The organism is Bordetella sp. H567 (genome assembly GCF_001704295.1).
Classification (GTDB): Bacteria; Pseudomonadota; Gammaproteobacteria; order Burkholderiales; family Burkholderiaceae_B; genus Bordetella_C.
On record NZ_CP012334.1, the window covers coordinates 4,110,696 to 4,128,395 of the forward strand.

Sequence of the window (17,700 nt, forward strand, 5' to 3'; positions counted from 1 at the left end):
GGTTGGAAAAACAGGTTGAAAAACGGTCAGGATGGACAGTTATTCCACAGCAAAAACCGAAGGATTATAACTTATTGGCGAGGATTGTCAGGACAAGCCAGCCGGCGGGGCCCCACACGGGCCCTGGGCCCCGGCCCGGGCGCGCCGCATGCGCCGCGTCCCGCCGGACCTTGGGCCCGCCCCCTCCAGGAGGAATCATGGCTGAGCAGACTTCTTCCCGCGCCCGCCGCCGTTGCGCGGCGCTGCTGGTCCCCCTGGCCCTGCTGGCCGGCTGCGCCGACATGGCGGCACGCACGCCGCCCGACAGCCCGCTCAGCCAAGTGGTCGCGGAGTACGGGCAACCCAATTTCAGTTGCCCGCTGGCCAACGGAGGCCGGCGCGTCATCTGGACCCAACAGCCGCTGGGGCAGTTCGCCTGGGGCGGCAACGTGGGGCCGGACGGACGGATAGACCGGGTGGAGCGCATCCTGACGGACCAGCATTTTTCCCTGCTGTCCGAGGGCGACTGGCCCGCCAATCGGGTGCTGTGCGAATTCGGCCCGCCGGCGATCGTCGACGAAGTCGGCCTGCCGAGCGTCCGCCAAGTGGTGTGGTCGTACCGCTACCGCGAAAACGACTCCTGGAATTCACTGATGTACGTGTACATGGGACGCAAGGGCGACCGGGTGACCCGGCATCACCCGGGACCGGATCCCATGTACGAACAGCCATTGGACTTCTCGCGCTGAAGGCAGGACGGCGGACAGGACAGCGCCGGGACAACCGTCCCGGCGGCATCGGCCAGGCTATGGCTCCGAACTTGAGCGCGCCCGGTTGCGCTGCCAGCGGCGGGCGCGGTTCCAGCGCCAGGCCAGGATGAACCAGCCGGAGATGCCGTAGATCACGAACAGGCCGAACAGCACCACCGGGGGATCGCTGGACACGAAAACGAAGGCCGCCACCACCAGCAGGATCACCCAGAACGGCACGCTGCGCCCCAGGGCGAAGCTCTTGCCGCTGTAGAACGGCGCATTGCTGACCATGGCCACGCCCGCGTACATGGTGACGCAGAACGCCGTCCAGGCCATGAAGGCATCATGGATAGGCAGCTTGTTGTCCACCGCCAGCCAGACATAGCCGGCCACCAGCGCGGCGGCCGAGGGGCTGGGCAGCCCCTGGAAGAAGCGCTTGTCGACGACGCCTATGTTGGTGTTGAAGCGGGCCAGGCGCAGGGCCGCCCCGGCCACGTACACGAAAGCGGCCAGCCAGCCCCAGCGCCCCAGCTCGTTCAGCATCCATTCGTACATCACCAGCGCCGGCGCGACGCCGAAGGAGGTCATGTCGGAGAGCGAATCGTACTGTTCGCCGAAGGCCGACTGGGTGTTGGTCAGGCGCGCCACGCGCCCGTCCATGCCATCCAGCACCATGGCCGCGAAAATGGCGATCGCCGCGGCCTCGAACTGGTTGTTCATGGCCTGCACCACGGCGTAGAAGCCAGCGAACAGGGCCGCCGTGGTGAACGCATTGGGCAGCAGGTAAATGCTGCGGTGGCGGTTCTCGGGATCGCGCATCGACAGTTTAGGCATGGCTCGCATCGTCGGTTGCAGGCAAGTCCGCCAGCACGGAGCTGGTCGCGCTGACCTTGTCGCCCAGCGCGACCCGCGGCCGGGCGGCCGGCGGCAGGTAGACATCCACGCGCGACCCGAAACGGATGAATCCGTAGCGTTGGCCGCGCACCAGCGTGTCGTTCTTCCTGGCATAGCAAAGTATGCGCTTGGCCACCAGGCCGGCCACCTGGACGGCCGTGACGACGTGGCCCGCGGGCGTACGCAGCACCATGGCGTTGCGTTCGTTTTCCAGCGAGGCCTTGTCCAGCGCCGCGTTGAAGAACTTGCCGGGGAAATACTGTACGTCCAACACCTGGCCGTTGACCGGCGCGCGGTTGGAATGGACATTGAACACATTCATGAACACGCTGATCTTCAGGGCGTCGCGATCGGCATAGGGATCGCGCACCGTCTCCACGGCCACCACGCGGCCGTCGGCCGGCGAAAGCACCGCCGCGGGCGAATCCGGCGCCATCCGCGGGGGATCGCGGAAAAACTGCAGCACGAACAGCGCGATGATCCAGAAGATGATCGATACCGCCGGCGACCACAGCGTGACCAGTATCGCCACGACGATCGCGCCGGCGAGGAACGGCCAGCCCTCGCGGGCGATGATGGGATGGGGATAAGGGGGTTTATTCATCGTAGGCGAAGGTTAACCGATATGGCCCCGGTTTGTGCCCGGACGGGCCGTTGCATCGCGGCGAGTATGCGACAAAACAGCCCCACGCCGCGGCCCGCGTTGGCCGTCGCCATGGGGCCGCCTGGAAAAAAAGCGGCATGCCGGGGCATGCCGCTCGCGCAAGTCGCATACCCGGCCGGGCCGGGCACGTACTTAGTTTTTGGATTTGTCCACCAGCTTGTTGGCGGCGATCCACGGCATCATCGCGCGCAGCTTGCTGCCCACCTGCTCGATCTGCGATTCCGCATTGATGCGGCGGCGCGAGGTCAGCGTCGGGGCGCCCGCGGCGTTTTCCAGGATGAAGCGCTTGGCGTATTCGCCGTTCTGAATGTCGGCCAGCGCCTGGCGCATGGCTTCGCGGGTCTGTGCCGTGACGATCTTGGGGCCGGTCTCGTATTCGCCGAATTCGGCGTTGTTCGAGATCGAGTAGTTCATGTTGGCGATGCCGCCTTCATAAATCAGGTCCACGATCAGCTTGAGCTCGTGCAGGCACTCGAAGTACGCCATTTCGGGCGCGTAGCCGGCTTCCACCAGCGTATCGAAACCCGCCTTGATCAATTCCACGGTACCGCCGCACAGCACGGCCTGTTCGCCGAACAGGTCGGTTTCGGTTTCTTCGCGGAAGTTGGTTTCGATGATGCCGGCGCGGCCGCCACCGTTGGCACTGGCGTAGGACAGCGCGACGTCGCGCGCGGCGCCCGACTTGTCCTGGTACACCGCGACCAGGTGGGGCACGCCGCCGCCCTGGGTATAGGTGGAGCGCACCGTGTGGCCGGGCGCCTTGGGGGCGACCATGATCACGTCGATGTCTTCGCGCGGGACGACCTGGCCATAGTGCACGTTGAAGCCGTGGGCGAAGGCCAGCGCAGCGCCCGCCTTGATGTTGGCGTGCACTTCGTCGCGATACACCTTGGCGATGTTCTCGTCGGGCAGCAGCATCATGACGACGTCGGCGCCCTTGACCGCCTCGGCGACTTCCTGCACTTTCAGGCCGGCATTGGCGGCCTTGTTCCAGGACGCGCCACCCTTGCGCAGGCCGACGACGACCTTGACGCCGGACTCATGCAGGTTCAACGCGTGCGCATGGCCTTGCGAGCCATAGCCGATGATGGCGACCGTGCGGCCCTTGATCAGGGAAAGATCGCAGTCTTTGTCGTAGAAAACTTTCATTTGACGAGCTCCAGTATTCTTTCTTTCAGTAAACGGATAAATGGATGATCGATCGGCCGGGGCCGGTCAGAGCTTCAGCACGCGTTCCCCGCGTCCGATACCCGAAACCCCGGTACGAACGGTTTCGAGAATCGCGCTGCGATCCAGCGCCTCGATAAAGGCCGAGATCTTTTCCTGCACACCGGTCAGTTCGATGGTGTAGGACTTGTCGGTCACGTCGATGATGCGCCCGCGGAAGATGTCCGCCATGCGCTTCATTTCCTCGCGCTCCTTGCCGACGGCGCGCACCTTCACCAGCATGAGCTCGCGTTCGATGTGCGCGCCTTCGGTCAGGTCCACCACCTTGACCACGTCGACGAGGCGGTTCAAGTGCTTGGTGATCTGCTCGATGACCTCGTCGGACCCGGTGGTGACGATGGTCATGCGCGACAGCGTGGCATCCTCGGTGGGTGCCACGGTCAGCGTTTCAATGTTGTAGCCGCGCGCGGAAAACAGCCCCACCACGCGCGAGAGTGCGCCCGGTTCGTTTTCCAGCAAAACCGAAATCACGTGTTTCATGACGTCCCCTTACAGATCCTCGGAACCCAGCAGCATTTCGGTCAGGCCGCGGCCGGCCTTGACCATCGGCCACACGTTTTCCGTACGGTCCGTAATGAAGTCCAGAAACACCAGTCGGTCCTTGTGCTTCTTGAAAGCTTCGCGCAGCGCGGGTTCGACGTCCGAGGGACTTTCGATGCGCAGGCCGACATGGCCGTAGGCCTCGGCGACCTTGACGAAGTCCGGCAGCGAATCCATGTACGACTCGGAATAGCGCGAGCCGTAGTCGATCTGCTGCCATTGCCGCACCATGCCCAGGAAGCGATTGTTCAGGCAGATGATCTTGGGCGTCAGATGGTACTGGTGGCAGGTCGACAGTTCCTGGATATTCATCTGGATGGACGCTTCGCCGGTGATGACCGCCACGTCGTGGCCGGGGTTGGCCATCTGCACGCCCATGGCGTAGGGCAAGCCCACGCCCATGGTGCCCAGGCCGCCGGAGTTGATCCACCGCCGCGGCTGGCCGAAGCGGTAATACTGCGCCGCCCACATCTGGTGCTGGCCCACGTCGGAGGTCACGAAGGCCTTGCCGCCGGTCACTTCCCACAGCTTCTCGACCACGAACTGCGGCTTGATGACGGTGCTGGAGCCCGCGTACTTCAGGCAGTCCTTGCCGCGCCATTCCTGCACCTGCTTCCACCAGTTTTCCAGCGACGGCGGCTTGATTTCGGCCACGCGCAGCTGCGCCAGCATTTCGATCAGGACATCCTTGACGTTGCCGACGATGGGCACGTCCACGCGCACGCGCTTGGAGATGGACGACGGATCGATGTCGACGTGGATGATCTTGCGCGGGTTCTGCGCGAAATGCTTGGGATTGCCGATGACGCGGTCATCGAAGCGCGCGCCGATGGCGAGCAGCACGTCGCAGTGCTGCATGGCCATGTTGGCCTCGTAGGTACCGTGCATGCCCGGCATGCCCAGGAAAGCCTGGTGATCGGCGGGCAAGGAGCCCAGGCCCATCAGCGTGTTGGTGCACGGCGCGCCCAGCAGGTCCACCACGGCGCGCAGCTCGGCGGCGGCATCCGACAGGATCACGCCGCCGCCGGTATAGATCATGGGGCGCTCGGCCGCCAGGAGCATCTGCACGGCCTTCTTGATCTGGCCCTGGTGCCCCTTGTTGACGGGCGCGTACGAACGCATCGTGATCTCGCCCTTGGGCGGCACGTACTTGCACGGGGCCAGCGTGATGTCCTTGGGAATATCCACCAGGACGGGACCGGGACGGCCGGTGCGCGCGATGTAGAAGGCGCGCCGCATGGTGTCGGCCAGATCCTTGACGTCGCGCACCAGAAAGTTGTGCTTGACGCACGGACGGGTGATGCCGACCGTGTCGCATTCCTGGAAAGCGTCTTCGCCGATGGCCGCGGTCGGCACCTGTCCGCTGATGATGACCAGCGGAATGGAGTCCATATACGCGGTGGCGATGCCGGTCACGGCGTTGGTGACGCCCGGGCCGCTGGTGACGATGCACACGCCTACCTTGTTCGACGAACGCGAATAGGCATCGGCGGCATGCACGGCCGCCTGTTCGTGGCGCACCAGGATATGCTGGAATTTGTCTTGCTTGAAGATTGCGTCGTAGATGTAGAGCACCGCGCCGCCAGGATAGCCAAAGACGTGTTCCACGCCCTCATCGGCCAGGCAGCGCACGACGATGTCGGCGCCATTGAGTTCCATGTTGTCGTTCCTTTCAGTGTTCCGGCCCTGCAGTAAGGAGTGCGGCGCCTGCCTACCGTTGGGTAGGAGGCTGCTGGACCCGATACCGGTCCCGACAACACGACCCGGCGCTTCGCGATTCACGGAACCGCTCCGCCCGGATGCCTTGCCGGCCCGGCACGCGTCCATCCAGACGCAGTGCATGCGCCCACAATGGGCGCCGGAGATCGAAATGGAAGCCTTTGACTACGCGCTTGTGGCACGGCCAATGGCAGGGTACTGCTGGCGCTTTGAAACCGGTCGGTAGACCGGGAAACTCGCAAACCATCGCCGCCAGCCCTGGATGAGGGGCCGACGGGAAACGCTGAATTTACCGTGTTTGCGGGGTACCAAGCAAATCGGACAGAGTCCTGGAACCGTATTCCATTCAACGCGTCGGTTTCCCGCGACACCGCCGTCTCTCATTGTCTCCTGCCATTTCGCCTCGCTTGGCACTGGGTGGTCCCGACCGACGCGGCAGGTCCCGGCGGGTCCCGACTGGCCTCGCGCCACCTCCCCTGGCCCAGAGTCGGCCGTCCCGCCCCGCCTAGTAGCCGGCGGCACCGCCCCGCCCCGCCTGGCCCCTTGCTCAGCCTAACCCTGCTCAGCCTAGTCCTGCTCAGCCTAGTCCTGCTCAGCCTAGGCCTGCTCAGCCCAGCCCCCCTGCGCAGCCGAGCGCCGTCTCACCTACCCCGCCTCTTCTCCCCCACTCGGCTGATCCCGCTCGAACAGGCCCCTCCTTGCTTCGCACCCGCGATCGACGATCGTCGCGGCAAACAATCGGCGACTCTCTATACTTGCCACCTATCCCGTCCCCATTCGTACCAAGCCGCCGCCCATGGACTTGCGCATCGCGAATCTCCGCCGCTTCATCTACAGCCATTACTTTTTCGGGGGGGTTCGCCAGGGGATCGGCATGCTCCTGCCCGTTCTGATCCTGGGCGTGCTGTTCGGCGAGTACACGCTGGGACTGGTGGCCACCTTCGGCTCGCAGTGCGTGGCGATCATCGACCAGCCTGGCGGCCCCCAGCAGCACCGCACCAACGAGATGCTGGGCGGCTGCGTCCTGGCCACGCTGACCGTCTGCATCACCGGGTTTGCCTCCAACGACCGCCTGGCGCTGTGGATCGTGGTGATCGCGGAGTGCTTTATCTATTCGCTGTTCACCGTCTTCGGCAAGCGCGGCGGCCTGATCGGCTTTGCCGGCCTGCTGGTGATGGCGCTGACCATGCACTCGCCCCTGCCGGCGGACCAGGTGCTGCTGCATGCCGTCGTCACCTTCGGCGGCGCGCTGTTCTACCTGCTGTTCAGCGTCGGCTTCAGCCGCCTGTTCTGGCTGCGCGAGGAACAGCAGGCCATGTCGGTGGCCCTGTTCGCCACCGCCGACTATGTCGCGTCGCGCGCCTCGTTCTACGACGAAGGGGAAGACCTGGAGGATTCCTACCGGGCGCTGATCCAACGCCAGTCCGTCATGACGGAAAAACACCAAGCCGCCCGCGACGTGGTGCTGCGCGCCCTGCCCCGCGGCAAGGGCTGGGGCGACAGCCGCCGCGTGATGATCTGGAATATGTTCGTGGACATGCTGCAGCTGGTGGACACGCTGTTCGCCACGCATACCGACTATGCCGCGCTGCGCCGGGCGCTGACCGGCAACGACGTGCTGGTATTCATGCGCGATGCGCTGCTGAAGATGTCGCTGGACCTGGAACGCATCGCGCTCAGCGTCTCCCATGGCGGCCCGGTCAAGCGGCGCACCAGCATCAAGGCGGAATTGCGCGCCATCGAGTACGAGATCGACCAGCTCAAGCAGCACGGCTTGGGCGAACGCGAGCCGGAAATCCTGGCCCTGCTGGTCCAGATCCAGCGGCGCCTGCGCAACGCGTCGCGCACCGTCGAGCGCCTGGCCGACCACACGCTGAACCGCCCCGGTGCCAAGCCGACCAGCGCGCTGCGCATCGACAAGTCGCTGACGCGCTTCATGACCCGCCAGGAATTCCGGCTGGGGATGATCACCAGCAATCTGCGCATGGATTCGCCGAACTTCCGCTACGCGCTACGGGTCGCGCTGGCGGCCGCCCTGGCCATGACCGTCAGCGAGTTCTGGGTGTCGGAAACGTTTTCGGCGCACAACTACTGGATCATGCTGACCATCGTCATCATCATGAAGCCCGGCTTCGCGCTGACGCGGCAGCGCAACGGCTGGCGGCTTACCGGCACGCTGATCGGCTGCGTCATGGCGCTGATCCTGCTGAATTTGACCGCCAGCCCGGAGATCCTGTTCGTCGCCCTGCTGGTGGCCTGCATCATGGGCAACAGCCTGGTGCAGCTGAATTACATGGCCAGCGCGATCTTCAACACGATATTCGTGGTGCTGGTCTTTCACTTCGTCTCGCCCGGCACCGTGTCCATGAACGTGATCGGCGAACGCGCGCTGGATACCCTGATCGGCTGCGCGCTGTCGCTGGCCTGCAGCTACGCCTTCCCGTGGTGGGAGGCGCGCTACCTGCCGCCGCTGGCACGCGCCGCGGTCAAGGCCAACTGGGAATACCTGCGCGCCGGCCTGCTGTATTCCGGCGTGATGCGGGAGAAGCAGGCGCGCCGCGCGAGCCCCGAGCAGGCGCAGGGTCCGGTCCCGGAACCGCCCGCCACCCAGGCGGAAATCGACGCCGACCTGAACTGGCGGCTGGCGCGCAAGAACGTGCACATCGCCTTCAGCAACTTCGCCGAAGCGTTTTACCGCATGATGAGCGAACCGCAGTCGCGCCAGCAGTACGTGCCGGAGCTGAACAATCTGCTTATCCAGAACCATGTCCTGGCCTCGCAGACCACCGCGGCGGTACCCACGCTATCGACGCTGAGCCACGAGCCACCGCCCTCGGTGAAGGACACCCTGAAAGCCGTGACCGTCATGCTGGACCCGGCACGGCCACCCGTGCCGCCGCTGCCGGAGCAGATCGATATACACGGCGAACTGGCCTCCCTGGCCTACCCGCTGAAGCTGATGGTGCGCGCGGGGCAGATGATCCGCCAGGAGAGCACGGCGCTGGACGGCTGAGCCGTGCCTCGCGCCGTGCGCGGCGCCGGCCGCTGCTGCCCGGCTTTGCTCCTGCCACGTTCCCGCCGCGCTTCTGCCCTGTTCCTGCGTGGCGGCGCCTGCCCGCTTTTGCCCGGGACGGTCCTGGCCTGGCCCATCCCGGGCTATCAGAGCGGTCTCTTCCTATCCACCACGCGCGCAGGACCTTCGACGGTTCAGGCCAGCTTGCGGCGAAACACCAGCTTGTCCGGCGTCGAGGCCGCCTCGTCATAGGCATAGCCTTCGGCATCGAAGCCCTTCAGGCGTTCCGGCGTAGCGATCTTGTGATGGATGGCGTAGCGCGCCATCAGGCCGCGCGCCCGCTTGGCATTGAAACTGATGATCTTGTAGGCGCCGTTCTTCCATTCCTGGAAGACGCATTGCACGACGCGCGCCTTCAGCGCTTTCAGGTCCACCGACTTGAAATACTCCTCGGACGCCAGATTGACGACGACGGGCTTTTTGTCCCCCTCCAGGCGTTCGTTCAGGTATTCCGAGATATCGGCGCCCCAGAACTCATACAGGTTCTTGCCGCGGGGCGTTTCCAGGCGCGTGCCCATTTCCAGCCGATAGGGCTGCATCAGATCCAGCGGCCGCAGCACCCCGTACAGGCCGCTCAGGATGGCGACGTGATCCTGCGCCCATTGGAGCTGCGCGGCGTTCAGGCTGGGCGCCTGCAAGCCTTCGTACACGTCGCCGTTGAAGGCCAGGATCGCCGGACGCGCGTTCTGCTGCGTGAACGTCGGTTTCCATGCGGCATAGCGCCGGACGTTAAGGTCGGCCAGCGCGGGGCTAAGGTCCATCAACTGGGCGATGTCCTCGGCGCTTTTCTTCTTCAGCACCTTGATCAGCGCAGCCGCGTGATCGACGAAAAGCGGCTGCGTGTGCAGGTCCACGCCCAGGGGCGTGTCGTAGTCCAGCTTCTTGGCGGGAGACAGCAAAAACAGCATGTTGGGAATGTTCCTTGTTCAGATGATCAGCGCGACGTCCAGCCGCCGTCGACCGAGATCGACGCGCCGGTAACCTGTTCAGCGGCGGGCGAGCACAGATAGACGGCGGTGCCGCCCAATTGCTCCGGCGTCACGAACTGCAGCGAGGGTTGCTTTTCGCTCAGGAGCTCGCGTGCCGCGGTTTCCTGATCCACGCCATCCTTGGCGGCGATGGCGGTGATCTGCTTTTCGACCAGGCCGGTACGCACCCACCCTGGACAAATGGCGTTCGCCGTGATGCCCAGGCCGGCCGTTTCCAGCGCCGTCACCTTCGTCAAGCCCACCACACCGTGCTTGGCGGCCACATAGGCCGACTTGCTGGCCGAACCCACCAGGCCATGCGCGGAGGCGATGTTGATGATGCGCCCCCACTTCTGCTTCTTCATGTGCGGCAAGGCCGCCGCCGTGCCATGAAACACGGCGGACAGATTGAGCGCGATGATGGCGTCCCATTTTTCCGGCGGAAAGTTTTCGATCAGGTCCGTATGCTGGATGCCGGCGTTGTTGACCAGGATATCGATGCGGCCGAAGGCGGCCACGGCGTTCTCCACCAGTTGGCGCACCGATTCCCCCTTGGACAGGTCCGCGCCGTCATAGATCGACTTGATGCCGTGCGCCAGCGCCAGGCCGGCCCGGGTCTTCTCGATTTCCGCCGGATCGCCAAAACCGTTCAGGACGATGTCGGCACGCTGCGCGGCCAGCGCGGTAGCGATACCCAGGCCGATACCACTGGTGGATCCGGTAACGACGGCGACTTTTCCTTTCAGCATGGCGGTACTCCTTTCCGGGAGGATGGGGATGGGACGGGACGTCGAGCGGCGGATGGCGGCCTTCGTGCGGCGCCCTGGTCAGGGCGCCCCGGAAGTGTAGCCTTCCACGCGCTGGGGCTGCATGCGTTCAACCAGTTTGATCAGGACAGGGACGACCGCCATGGAGATGGCCACCACCACGGAGATCAGGTCACGATGGGGCGCGCTCAGCAGGCCGTTGTCCCAGGCTTCGTTAAAAAGCGCAAAGCTGAACTCGCCGCCCTGGGCCAGGGACATCGCGAAGGGCAGCCGGTGATAGGCCGGCAATCCGGACATGCGCGCGATGCCGTACAGGATCGCGCCCTTGACCAGCAGCAAGGCCATTACGCTGAAGAGAATGAACCGCCAATGCTCCTGGACGACGTCCAGGTTGACCGACATGCCGATGCTCAGGAAAAACAGCCCCAGCAGCAGCCCCTTGAAGGGTTCGATGGACGCTTCCATGGACGTCCGGTACTTCGATTTGGCCAGCAGCACGCCGACCAGGAAGCCGCCAAGACCCGCGGACAGGCCCGCGTGGTCGAACAACTGCGCCGACCCGATCACCACCAGCAGGGTCGCGGCAGTGAAAAGCTCTTGCAATTGCGCGCGCTCGGCCCAGCGGATGACGCGCAGCCGATAGCAGACCAGCACGACCGCCACCGCCACCAGCGAGGACACGAAGGAAGGCGCCCGCGTGCCGCCGCCGCCGATGATGCCCAGCGAGACCAGGATGGGAATGGCGGCCATGTCCTGCAACAGCAGCACGCCCAGCGCCGTGCGTCCCATGGGAGTGCGAGTCAGCTGGCGTTCGTCCAGCAGCCGCAGGGCCACCGCCGTCGATGACAGGGCCAGGGCAGTGCCGCAGACGATGGCACCCGTCCATGACATATCGATCAGGTGGCGCAGCACCAGGCCCATCAGCAGCGCGAGCACGCTTCCACAGGCCACCATCTGGAATATGCCAATGCCGAACACCTCGCGCCGCATGCCCCACAGCCGGGACGGCTCCAGCTCCAGGCCGATGACGAACAACATCATCACCACGCCCCACTGGGAAATGTCGATGATGGCGGGAACGTCGGTGACCAGCTTCAGGGCCGAGGGGCCAATGAGGATGCCGGCCAGAAGATAGCCTGGAATGGTACCCAGGCCCAGGACCTGGGTCAGCGGCACGCACACCACCGCGGCGAGCAGAAGGACGACGACGAGTTCCATGAGCACCTGGCCAGACAGAACACACATTCTGACAAGAAATTACGGTGCTGGGGAATCCGTGGCGACCCCCGCTTGGGGCCGCCGGGAAAGGCGTCCTGCCTGCCCTTTTGGCTCTCTTGGATTGCGGTCGTGGCGGTACGGATGGCGCGACGCCCATCGAGGGGACACACAGCGCTTTAAATTGCTGGTAGAATAGCGGGCTTCGCTGTTCGTCGATCCAATCGACGGGCAGCCTCGCGGTGTCTGTTGACCACCCCGTTATCGCTCTGACCTTCCCGCTAATGCGCACGCATCGGTGGGCAAAGATCGAACGCCAGGGAGCCACCGCGACGAAAACACCTAGGAGAGGTGGCAGAGTGGTCGAATGTACCTGACTCGAAATCAGGCGTACGGTATCCCCGTACCGTGGGTTCGAATCCCACCCTCTCCGCCAGATATATAAGAGCCCTTGATTCTTCAAGGGCTTTTTTCTTGCTCCCCTCCTTTGTGACACCCGCTGGTGTATCCCTTCGATCCGAAGAGGGCACGTTGGGACTCCCGCTCGCATCAGCAAATCACGCCATGGCGTCAAGCAATCGGGCGCGTACCAACGCAGCGACATTGCGCTGACTCATGTCAAGCTTTCCAAGTGAGGACGCATCACATTGGCTACGCGGCAGATTTTTGCGTAGGGACCACGCTCGTAAATCGCGCCCCCTGTCGTAACCGAATTGGGTCGACGTATGAATTGGCGCTCGAATAGCGCCGTGTTCAACGCCTGCCCCACGATCCGAATGCACAATGGCCGTAGTTATTCCTTGCTCTTTCAAGATTGATCCTTTTCAAGCGCTCACTGAGGTAGCCGTTTTTGGGCCCTTATGAAGAGCGGACGATGAAATTCCTATGCAGAACCCGGGCACGCCCTCGGCTAACACATCCCCTCACGCTCCAGCCACGACCGGAACAGGCCCACCAGCTCATCGTCCAGCTTTTCGTCCGGAACGTAGCTGCAATAGCTGCGCGACGGCAGACGAGGACCCGCGAACGGTGCGACCAGCCGTCTCGCGGCTAGGTCGTCGGCCACCAACGCGGTAGGCCCCATCGCAACGCCGATTCCGTCAATGGCCGCCTGCAGCGTCAGATAGAAATGGTCGAAGGTCAATGCAGCTGCGGGCCTGAGGGGGGCCACCTGTGCGCTGGCCAGCCAGTCCGGCCAGAGCCGGGGAAGACTGGAAGTGTGCAGCAAGGTGTGCTGGCGCAGGTCGCCCGGCGATCGAAGCGGCAGTTGGCGTAGTAGTGCCGGGCTACAGACCGGCAAGCGCTCCTCGGACAGGAAAGGCCGCATCGAATAGCCGTAGAACGTGTCCGGGCCGCCCCGGATGACGATGTCATGGTTTTCCTGGAGACTTTCCAACGGCCCGTTCGAGGTCTCTACCTTGACCTCCACGTCGGGGTGTTCGACACGAAATCTGGCCAGCCGGGGCACCAGCCAGCGCAACGTGAATGTCGCCGGCGCGTTCACGGAAAGTGTCCGCGAGACCGTTTCGGGTACCCCGTATCTCGCCGTGGCCTGCGCGAGCTGTTCGAACAAGGGCCCGATTTTCTCCAGATAGGCCTTCGCGGCCGGCGTCAGCTTTACACGGCGGTTGTGCCGCTCGAACAGCGGTGCGTCCAGCCACTGCTCCAACAGGCGCACGTGCTGGCTTATCGCGCCGTGTGTCACATGCAGCTCCGCGGCGGCGTCCTTGAAGCTGCCGTGGCGGCCCGCGGCCTCGAAGGCGCGCAAGGCATTGAGGGGCGGCAGGGTTCGTTTCATAGTTGCCAGCTTTTCTAACTCGACGCCGCAATTTATCTGGTTTGTCGCGGGGCAACAAGATAGATATTCTCTTTCTCCAGCGCCGAAACTGTTTCAGCATGACAACGGGCCCAAAGGCGCACTGCCCGTAACGTGCCGGACCGACGCCGCGATATTGGTTGCCCTCTTCCCCTTACCGCTTCCGACCCATGCTCAGTTATACCGGCGGCATTGTGCTGTTTGCTGCCTTGCTTCACGCCAGCTGGAACGCGATGCTGCACGGCAATCGCGACCGCTTCTTGTCCATGACCTGGATGAGCATCGCCATTGGCGCGGTCTCTACGGTCGTCGTCCTGTTCACCCCCTTGCCGGCCGAGGCCGCCTGGCCCTATCTCGTCGCGTCAGGCCTGGTGCATATCGTCTACAACGTGAGCCTTGTGCGGTCGTATCGCCGCAACGACCTGGCAATGGCGTATCCGATCGCGCGGGGCTCGTCGCCGCTGCTGGTCACGCTGGGCGCGGCGCTGTTCGCGCATGAGACGATCGGTGCCTTGCATGCGCTGGGGATCGCGATGGTATCGGGCGGCATTATCGCGATCGCGCTGCAAGGGCGGCAGGTGTCGCGCGCCGGTGTGCTGGCCGCGCTGACGACCGGTGCGACGATCGCGATCTATACCGTGATCGACGGCATCGGCGTCAGGCTGTCCAACGGGCAGGCGCTTACCTATACCGCGTGGATGTTCCTGTCTTATTGGCTGATGCCGGTGCTGTTCGTCGCGATGCGCGGGTTCACTCCGCTGTGGCGCCCCGTACGTGCCGAGCCGCTGTCGGTCTGTACGTCGCTCGTCGGGGGCTTGGTGTCGCTGGCTGCGTATGGCATCGTGATCTGGGCGCTGCAGTCGGACGCGATGGGCGCGGTGTCGGCGTTGCGGGAGACCAGCGTGGTGTTCGCGGTGCTGATGGGACGGGTGTTTCTGCGTGAAGCAGTCAGTGGAACGCGGTGGCTTGCTTGCGTGATCGTCGCCGCCGGCGCGGTTTGCCTGGGACTTTGATTCATCAACCTATCTGGGTCTTCGATGCACCCACCCGTCCGGGTCTTTCATCCACCATGCGGTATGGGAACTTTGATCCATCCACCCGTCTGGAAACTTTGATCCAATCCACCCACATGGAGGTTCGCTAAATGAATACCCTCACGCAGGCCCCGCTGATTCTGATCACCGGGGGAAGCCGCGGCGTAGGTGCGGCAACCGCGCGTCTTGCCGCCGCACAAGGCTACGATGTCGCGCTGAGCTTCGTCTCCAATGAATCGGCCGCGCTTGCGGTGGCGGCTGATGTACAAGCCCTGGGCCGCCGCGCCTTGCCGGTGCGCGCGGATAGCGCGGACCCGGAACAGGTCGCACGGTTATTCGGTGCCATCGACCGCGAGTTCGGCCGGATAGACGTCCTGGTGAACAATGCCGCCATACTGGCGCGGCAGTCCCGGCTGGAGGATCTGGAATTCGAGCGGATGCAGCGGATCTTCGCGGTCAACGCCATCGGCCCCATCCTGTGCGCGCAGCAAGCGGCGAAACGGATGTCCTACCGCCACAACGGGCGCGGCGGCTCCGTGATCAATATTTCATCCGCAGCGGCCCGGCTCGGCAGCCCGAACGAATACGTCGACTACGCTGCGTCGAAGGGCGCCCTTGAGACCTTCACGACTGGCTTCGCGAAAGAAGTCGCGCGCGATGGGATACGCGTCAACTGCATACGGCCCGGGCACATCTACACCGACATGCATGCCAGCGGCGGAGAGCCGGGACGGGTGGATCGCGTCAAGGACTCGATCCCCATGGGAAGAGGCGGTCAGCCTGAAGAAGTCGCGCGCGCGATCCTGTGGCTAGCCAGCGCCGAGGCTTCTTTCATCACCGGCACCTTCCTTGATGTCACTGGCGGAAAGTGACGCATCAGGTGGCATGCAGCCTTGCAGCAGTTCTTCCGCTCAATCAAGAGCCGCGCTCTCTATCAACACGACTTTTCCGGTGCGAGGATCCGTCAGGGTGAATTGTCCAGCGCCTTGATTCGCCAGCCTTCCGCCTTGCAACGCGACGCTGCGTCGCCTATTATTCCACAATCGTTGAATAATAGAATTAACTCCATGACCGAAGATCAAGCCGTCTCCTCCCTGGCCGCGCTGGCCCATGTGCAGCGGCTGCGGGTCTTCCGCGCGCTGGTGGTGGCGGGGTTCGAGGGGCTTACGCCCAGCGTCATGGCGGAACAGCTCGGCTTGGCGCGAAATACCCTTTCCTTCCATTTGAAGGAGCTGGCCCATGCCGGCCTGGTCACGATCGAACAGCAAGGGCGCAATCTGATTTACCGCGCGGAGTTCAGCCGCATGACGGGGCTGATGGATTACCTGACGGAAAACTGCTGCCAAGGGGCCGCTTGCGAGGCTACCGGCGACGCGGCTGCTTGCCGGAACTGCTGAGGACGCGCCCGCCGTACCCCACAACCCCGGCGGAAGTCATAGCCGGCCGCCCAAACCAATCCCATAACCCCGCCCCCACCGAGGCACGCATGTCCAAGGTCTACAACGCACTGTTCATCTGCACGGGCAATTCCGCCCGCTCCATCCTGGCCGAAGGCCTGCTCAATGGGCTGGGCCAAGGTAGGTTCCAGGCCTACTCCGCCGGCAGCTACCCGAAGGGCGAGGTCCATCCGCTGGCGCTGGCAACGCTCGAACGTTTCGGCATGCCCCCCGGCGGCTATCGCAGCAAAAGCTGGGACGAGTTCGCCCGGCCCGATGCCCCCCAATTCGATTTCATCTTCACGGTGTGCGACAACGCGGCCGGCGAAGTATGCCCCGTATGGCCCGGCAAGCCCATGTCCGCCCACTGGGGCGTGCCGGATCCGGCCGCCGTCGAAGGCAGCGATGAAGCCAGGCGCAAGGCGTTCCACGATGCCGCGGTTACCCTCAAGCGCCGCGTCGAGCTGTTGCTGGCGCTGCCGCTCGCGCGCCTGGACGCCATGTCGCTGCAGCACGAGCTGCATGGCATAGGCAAGGCGTAAGGGAAGCGCGCATGTCGGTACACACAGCCACGGTGGGGCATGCCCCCGCGCCCATGAGCCTCTTCGAACGCTATCTGTCGTTGTGGGTCCTGCTCTGCATCGTCGCCGGCGTTGCCTTCGGAACCTGGGCGCCCGGACTATCGCGGACCATCGGGCGCTGGGAGATCGCCCAGGTCAACCTGCCCGTGGGCCTGCTGATCTGGCTGATGATCATCCCCATGCTGATGAAGGTGGACTTCGGCGCATTGGGCCAGGTGCGCCAGCACTGGCGCGGCATAGGCGTCACGCTGTTCGTGAATTGGGCGGTGAAGCCGTTCTCGATGGCCTTCCTGGGCTGGCTGTTCATCCGCCAGCTGTTCGCCGCCTGGCTGCCCGCGGATCAACTCGATAGCTATATCGCGGGATTGATCCTGCTGGCTGCCGCCCCATGCACGGCCATGGTGTTCGTATGGAGCCGCCTGACGGGCGGCGACCCCTTGTTCACGCTATCGCAGGTCGCGCTGAACGATACCATCATGGTGTTCGCCTTCGCGCCCATCGTCGGGCTGCTGCTGGGGTTGTCGTCCATCATCGTGCCCTGGGAAACGCTGCTGACGTCGGTCGCGCTCTACATCGTCATTCCAGTCTTCATTGCGCAGGCATGGCGCCGGACGTTGCTGCGTCGTGGCCAATCGTCGCTTGACGCCGCGTTGAACAGGATCGGCCCCTTGTCCATCGCCGCGCTGCTGCTGACGCTGGTCCTGCTGTTCGCCTTCCAGGGCCAGGCCATCCTGCGGCAGCCGCTGGTGATCGCCATGCTGGCCGTGCCCATCCTGATCCAGGTATTCCTGAATGCCGGGCTGGCCTATGGACTGAATCGCTGGGCCGGGGAAAAGCACAACGTGGCCTGCCCATCGGCCCTGATAGGCGCCAGCAACTTCTTCGAGTTGGCCGTCGCCGCGGCCATCAGCCTGTTCGGCTTCCAGTCCGGCGCGGCGTTGGCTACGGTGGTGGGTGTGCTGGTCGAAGTGCCCGTCATGCTGATCGTTGTGCGCGTCGCCAATCGCAGTCGCGCCTGGTACGAGCGCGCCTGAC

At 64.3% G+C, this 17,700-nt stretch carries 16 protein-coding genes and 1 tRNA gene; 8 read left to right on the forward strand and 9 right to left on the reverse strand.

All coding sequences use genetic code 11. The annotated features are described in order from the left end of the window. Positions 1–197: 197 nt before the first annotated feature. Positions 198–728: a hypothetical protein gene (locus AKI39_RS18485; RefSeq protein WP_066639301.1), complete on the forward strand. Its 531-nt coding sequence runs from the start codon at positions 198–200 to the stop codon at positions 726–728. 57 nt (positions 729–785) lie between these two features. Here the strand turns inward: AKI39_RS18485 and pssA are convergent, their stop codons facing one another. From pssA to AKI39_RS18510, 5 genes are all read right to left on the reverse strand, one after another. Further along, on the reverse strand, positions 786–1,565 hold the full coding sequence (gene pssA, locus AKI39_RS18490; RefSeq protein WP_066639303.1) for a CDP-diacylglycerol--serine O-phosphatidyltransferase: 780 nt from the start codon (positions 1,563–1,565) through the stop codon (positions 786–788). After that, positions 1,558–2,229: a phosphatidylserine decarboxylase gene (locus AKI39_RS18495; protein WP_066639305.1), complete on the reverse strand. Its 672-nt coding sequence runs from the start codon at positions 2,227–2,229 to the stop codon at positions 1,558–1,560. The genes pssA and AKI39_RS18495 overlap by 8 nt, the downstream gene beginning before the upstream one ends. A 192-nt stretch (positions 2,230–2,421) precedes the next feature. Then, positions 2,422–3,438 carry a ketol-acid reductoisomerase gene (gene ilvC, locus AKI39_RS18500; protein WP_066639314.1) on the reverse strand — a complete coding sequence of 339 codons (1,017 nt, stop codon included), beginning with the start codon at positions 3,436–3,438 and terminating at the stop codon, positions 2,422–2,424. 66 nt (positions 3,439–3,504) lie between these two features. After that, the gene (gene ilvN / locus AKI39_RS18505; RefSeq protein WP_066353686.1) at positions 3,505–3,996 is read right to left on the reverse strand and encodes an acetolactate synthase small subunit; all 492 of its coding nucleotides are present in this window, start codon (positions 3,994–3,996) and stop codon (positions 3,505–3,507) included. Positions 3,997–4,005: 9 nt separating this feature from the next. After that, positions 4,006–5,715: an acetolactate synthase 3 catalytic subunit gene (locus AKI39_RS18510; RefSeq protein ID WP_066639315.1), complete on the reverse strand. Its 1,710-nt coding sequence runs from the start codon at positions 5,713–5,715 to the stop codon at positions 4,006–4,008. A gap of 856 nt (positions 5,716–6,571) precedes the next feature. On the opposite strand from AKI39_RS18510, the gene AKI39_RS18515 reads away from it, so the two are divergent. After that, entirely contained in the window at positions 6,572–8,788 is a 2,217-nt protein-coding gene (locus AKI39_RS18515; RefSeq protein WP_066639317.1) for an FUSC family protein, read from the forward strand. A gap of 194 nt (positions 8,789–8,982) precedes the next feature. Here the strand turns inward: AKI39_RS18515 and yaaA are convergent, their stop codons facing one another. From yaaA to AKI39_RS18530, 3 genes are all read right to left on the reverse strand, one after another. Beyond that, on the reverse strand, positions 8,983–9,756 hold the full coding sequence (gene yaaA / locus AKI39_RS18520; protein ID WP_066639319.1) for a peroxide stress protein YaaA: 774 nt from the start codon (positions 9,754–9,756) through the stop codon (positions 8,983–8,985). Between the two features lie 26 nt (positions 9,757–9,782). After that, complete coding sequence (locus AKI39_RS18525) at positions 9,783–10,565, reverse strand: 3-hydroxybutyrate dehydrogenase (RefSeq protein WP_066639321.1); 783 nt, start codon at positions 10,563–10,565, stop codon at positions 9,783–9,785. Between the two features lie 78 nt (positions 10,566–10,643). Beyond that, the gene (locus AKI39_RS18530) at positions 10,644–11,801 is read right to left on the reverse strand and encodes a cation:proton antiporter domain-containing protein (RefSeq protein WP_083228921.1); all 1,158 of its coding nucleotides are present in this window, start codon (positions 11,799–11,801) and stop codon (positions 10,644–10,646) included. Positions 11,802–12,143: 342 nt separating this feature from the next. Here AKI39_RS18530 and AKI39_RS18535 point away from each other — a divergent pair. Continuing rightward, positions 12,144–12,234 (forward strand) — tRNA-Ser (locus AKI39_RS18535). Positions 12,235–12,708: 474 nt separating this feature from the next. Here AKI39_RS18535 and gcvA read toward each other — a convergent pair. Then, complete coding sequence (gene gcvA, locus AKI39_RS18540; protein WP_066639326.1) at positions 12,709–13,596, reverse strand: transcriptional regulator GcvA; 888 nt, start codon at positions 13,594–13,596, stop codon at positions 12,709–12,711. 188 nt (positions 13,597–13,784) lie between these two features. On the opposite strand from gcvA, the gene AKI39_RS18545 reads away from it, so the two are divergent. The 5 genes from AKI39_RS18545 (at position 13,785) to arsB (ending at position 17,699) form a co-directional block, all read left to right on the forward strand. After that, a complete protein-coding gene (locus tag AKI39_RS18545) occupies positions 13,785–14,627 on the forward strand; it encodes a DMT family transporter (protein ID WP_066639329.1) in 843 nt (280 codons plus the stop codon). 131 nt (positions 14,628–14,758) lie between these two features. After that, positions 14,759–15,520: a glucose 1-dehydrogenase gene (locus AKI39_RS18550; RefSeq protein WP_066639331.1), complete on the forward strand. Its 762-nt coding sequence runs from the start codon at positions 14,759–14,761 to the stop codon at positions 15,518–15,520. A gap of 195 nt (positions 15,521–15,715) precedes the next feature. After that, positions 15,716–16,045 carry an ArsR/SmtB family transcription factor gene (locus AKI39_RS18555; protein WP_066639333.1) on the forward strand — a complete coding sequence of 110 codons (330 nt, stop codon included), beginning with the start codon at positions 15,716–15,718 and terminating at the stop codon, positions 16,043–16,045. An 89-nt stretch (positions 16,046–16,134) separates the two neighbouring features. Beyond that, complete coding sequence (locus tag AKI39_RS18560) at positions 16,135–16,626, forward strand: arsenate reductase ArsC (protein WP_066639335.1); 492 nt, start codon at positions 16,135–16,137, stop codon at positions 16,624–16,626. Positions 16,627–16,637: 11 nt separating this feature from the next. After that, positions 16,638–17,699 carry an ACR3 family arsenite efflux transporter gene (arsB, locus tag AKI39_RS18565; RefSeq protein WP_066639344.1) on the forward strand — a complete coding sequence of 354 codons (1,062 nt, stop codon included), beginning with the start codon at positions 16,638–16,640 and terminating at the stop codon, positions 17,697–17,699. Position 17,700 lies beyond the last annotated feature (1 nt).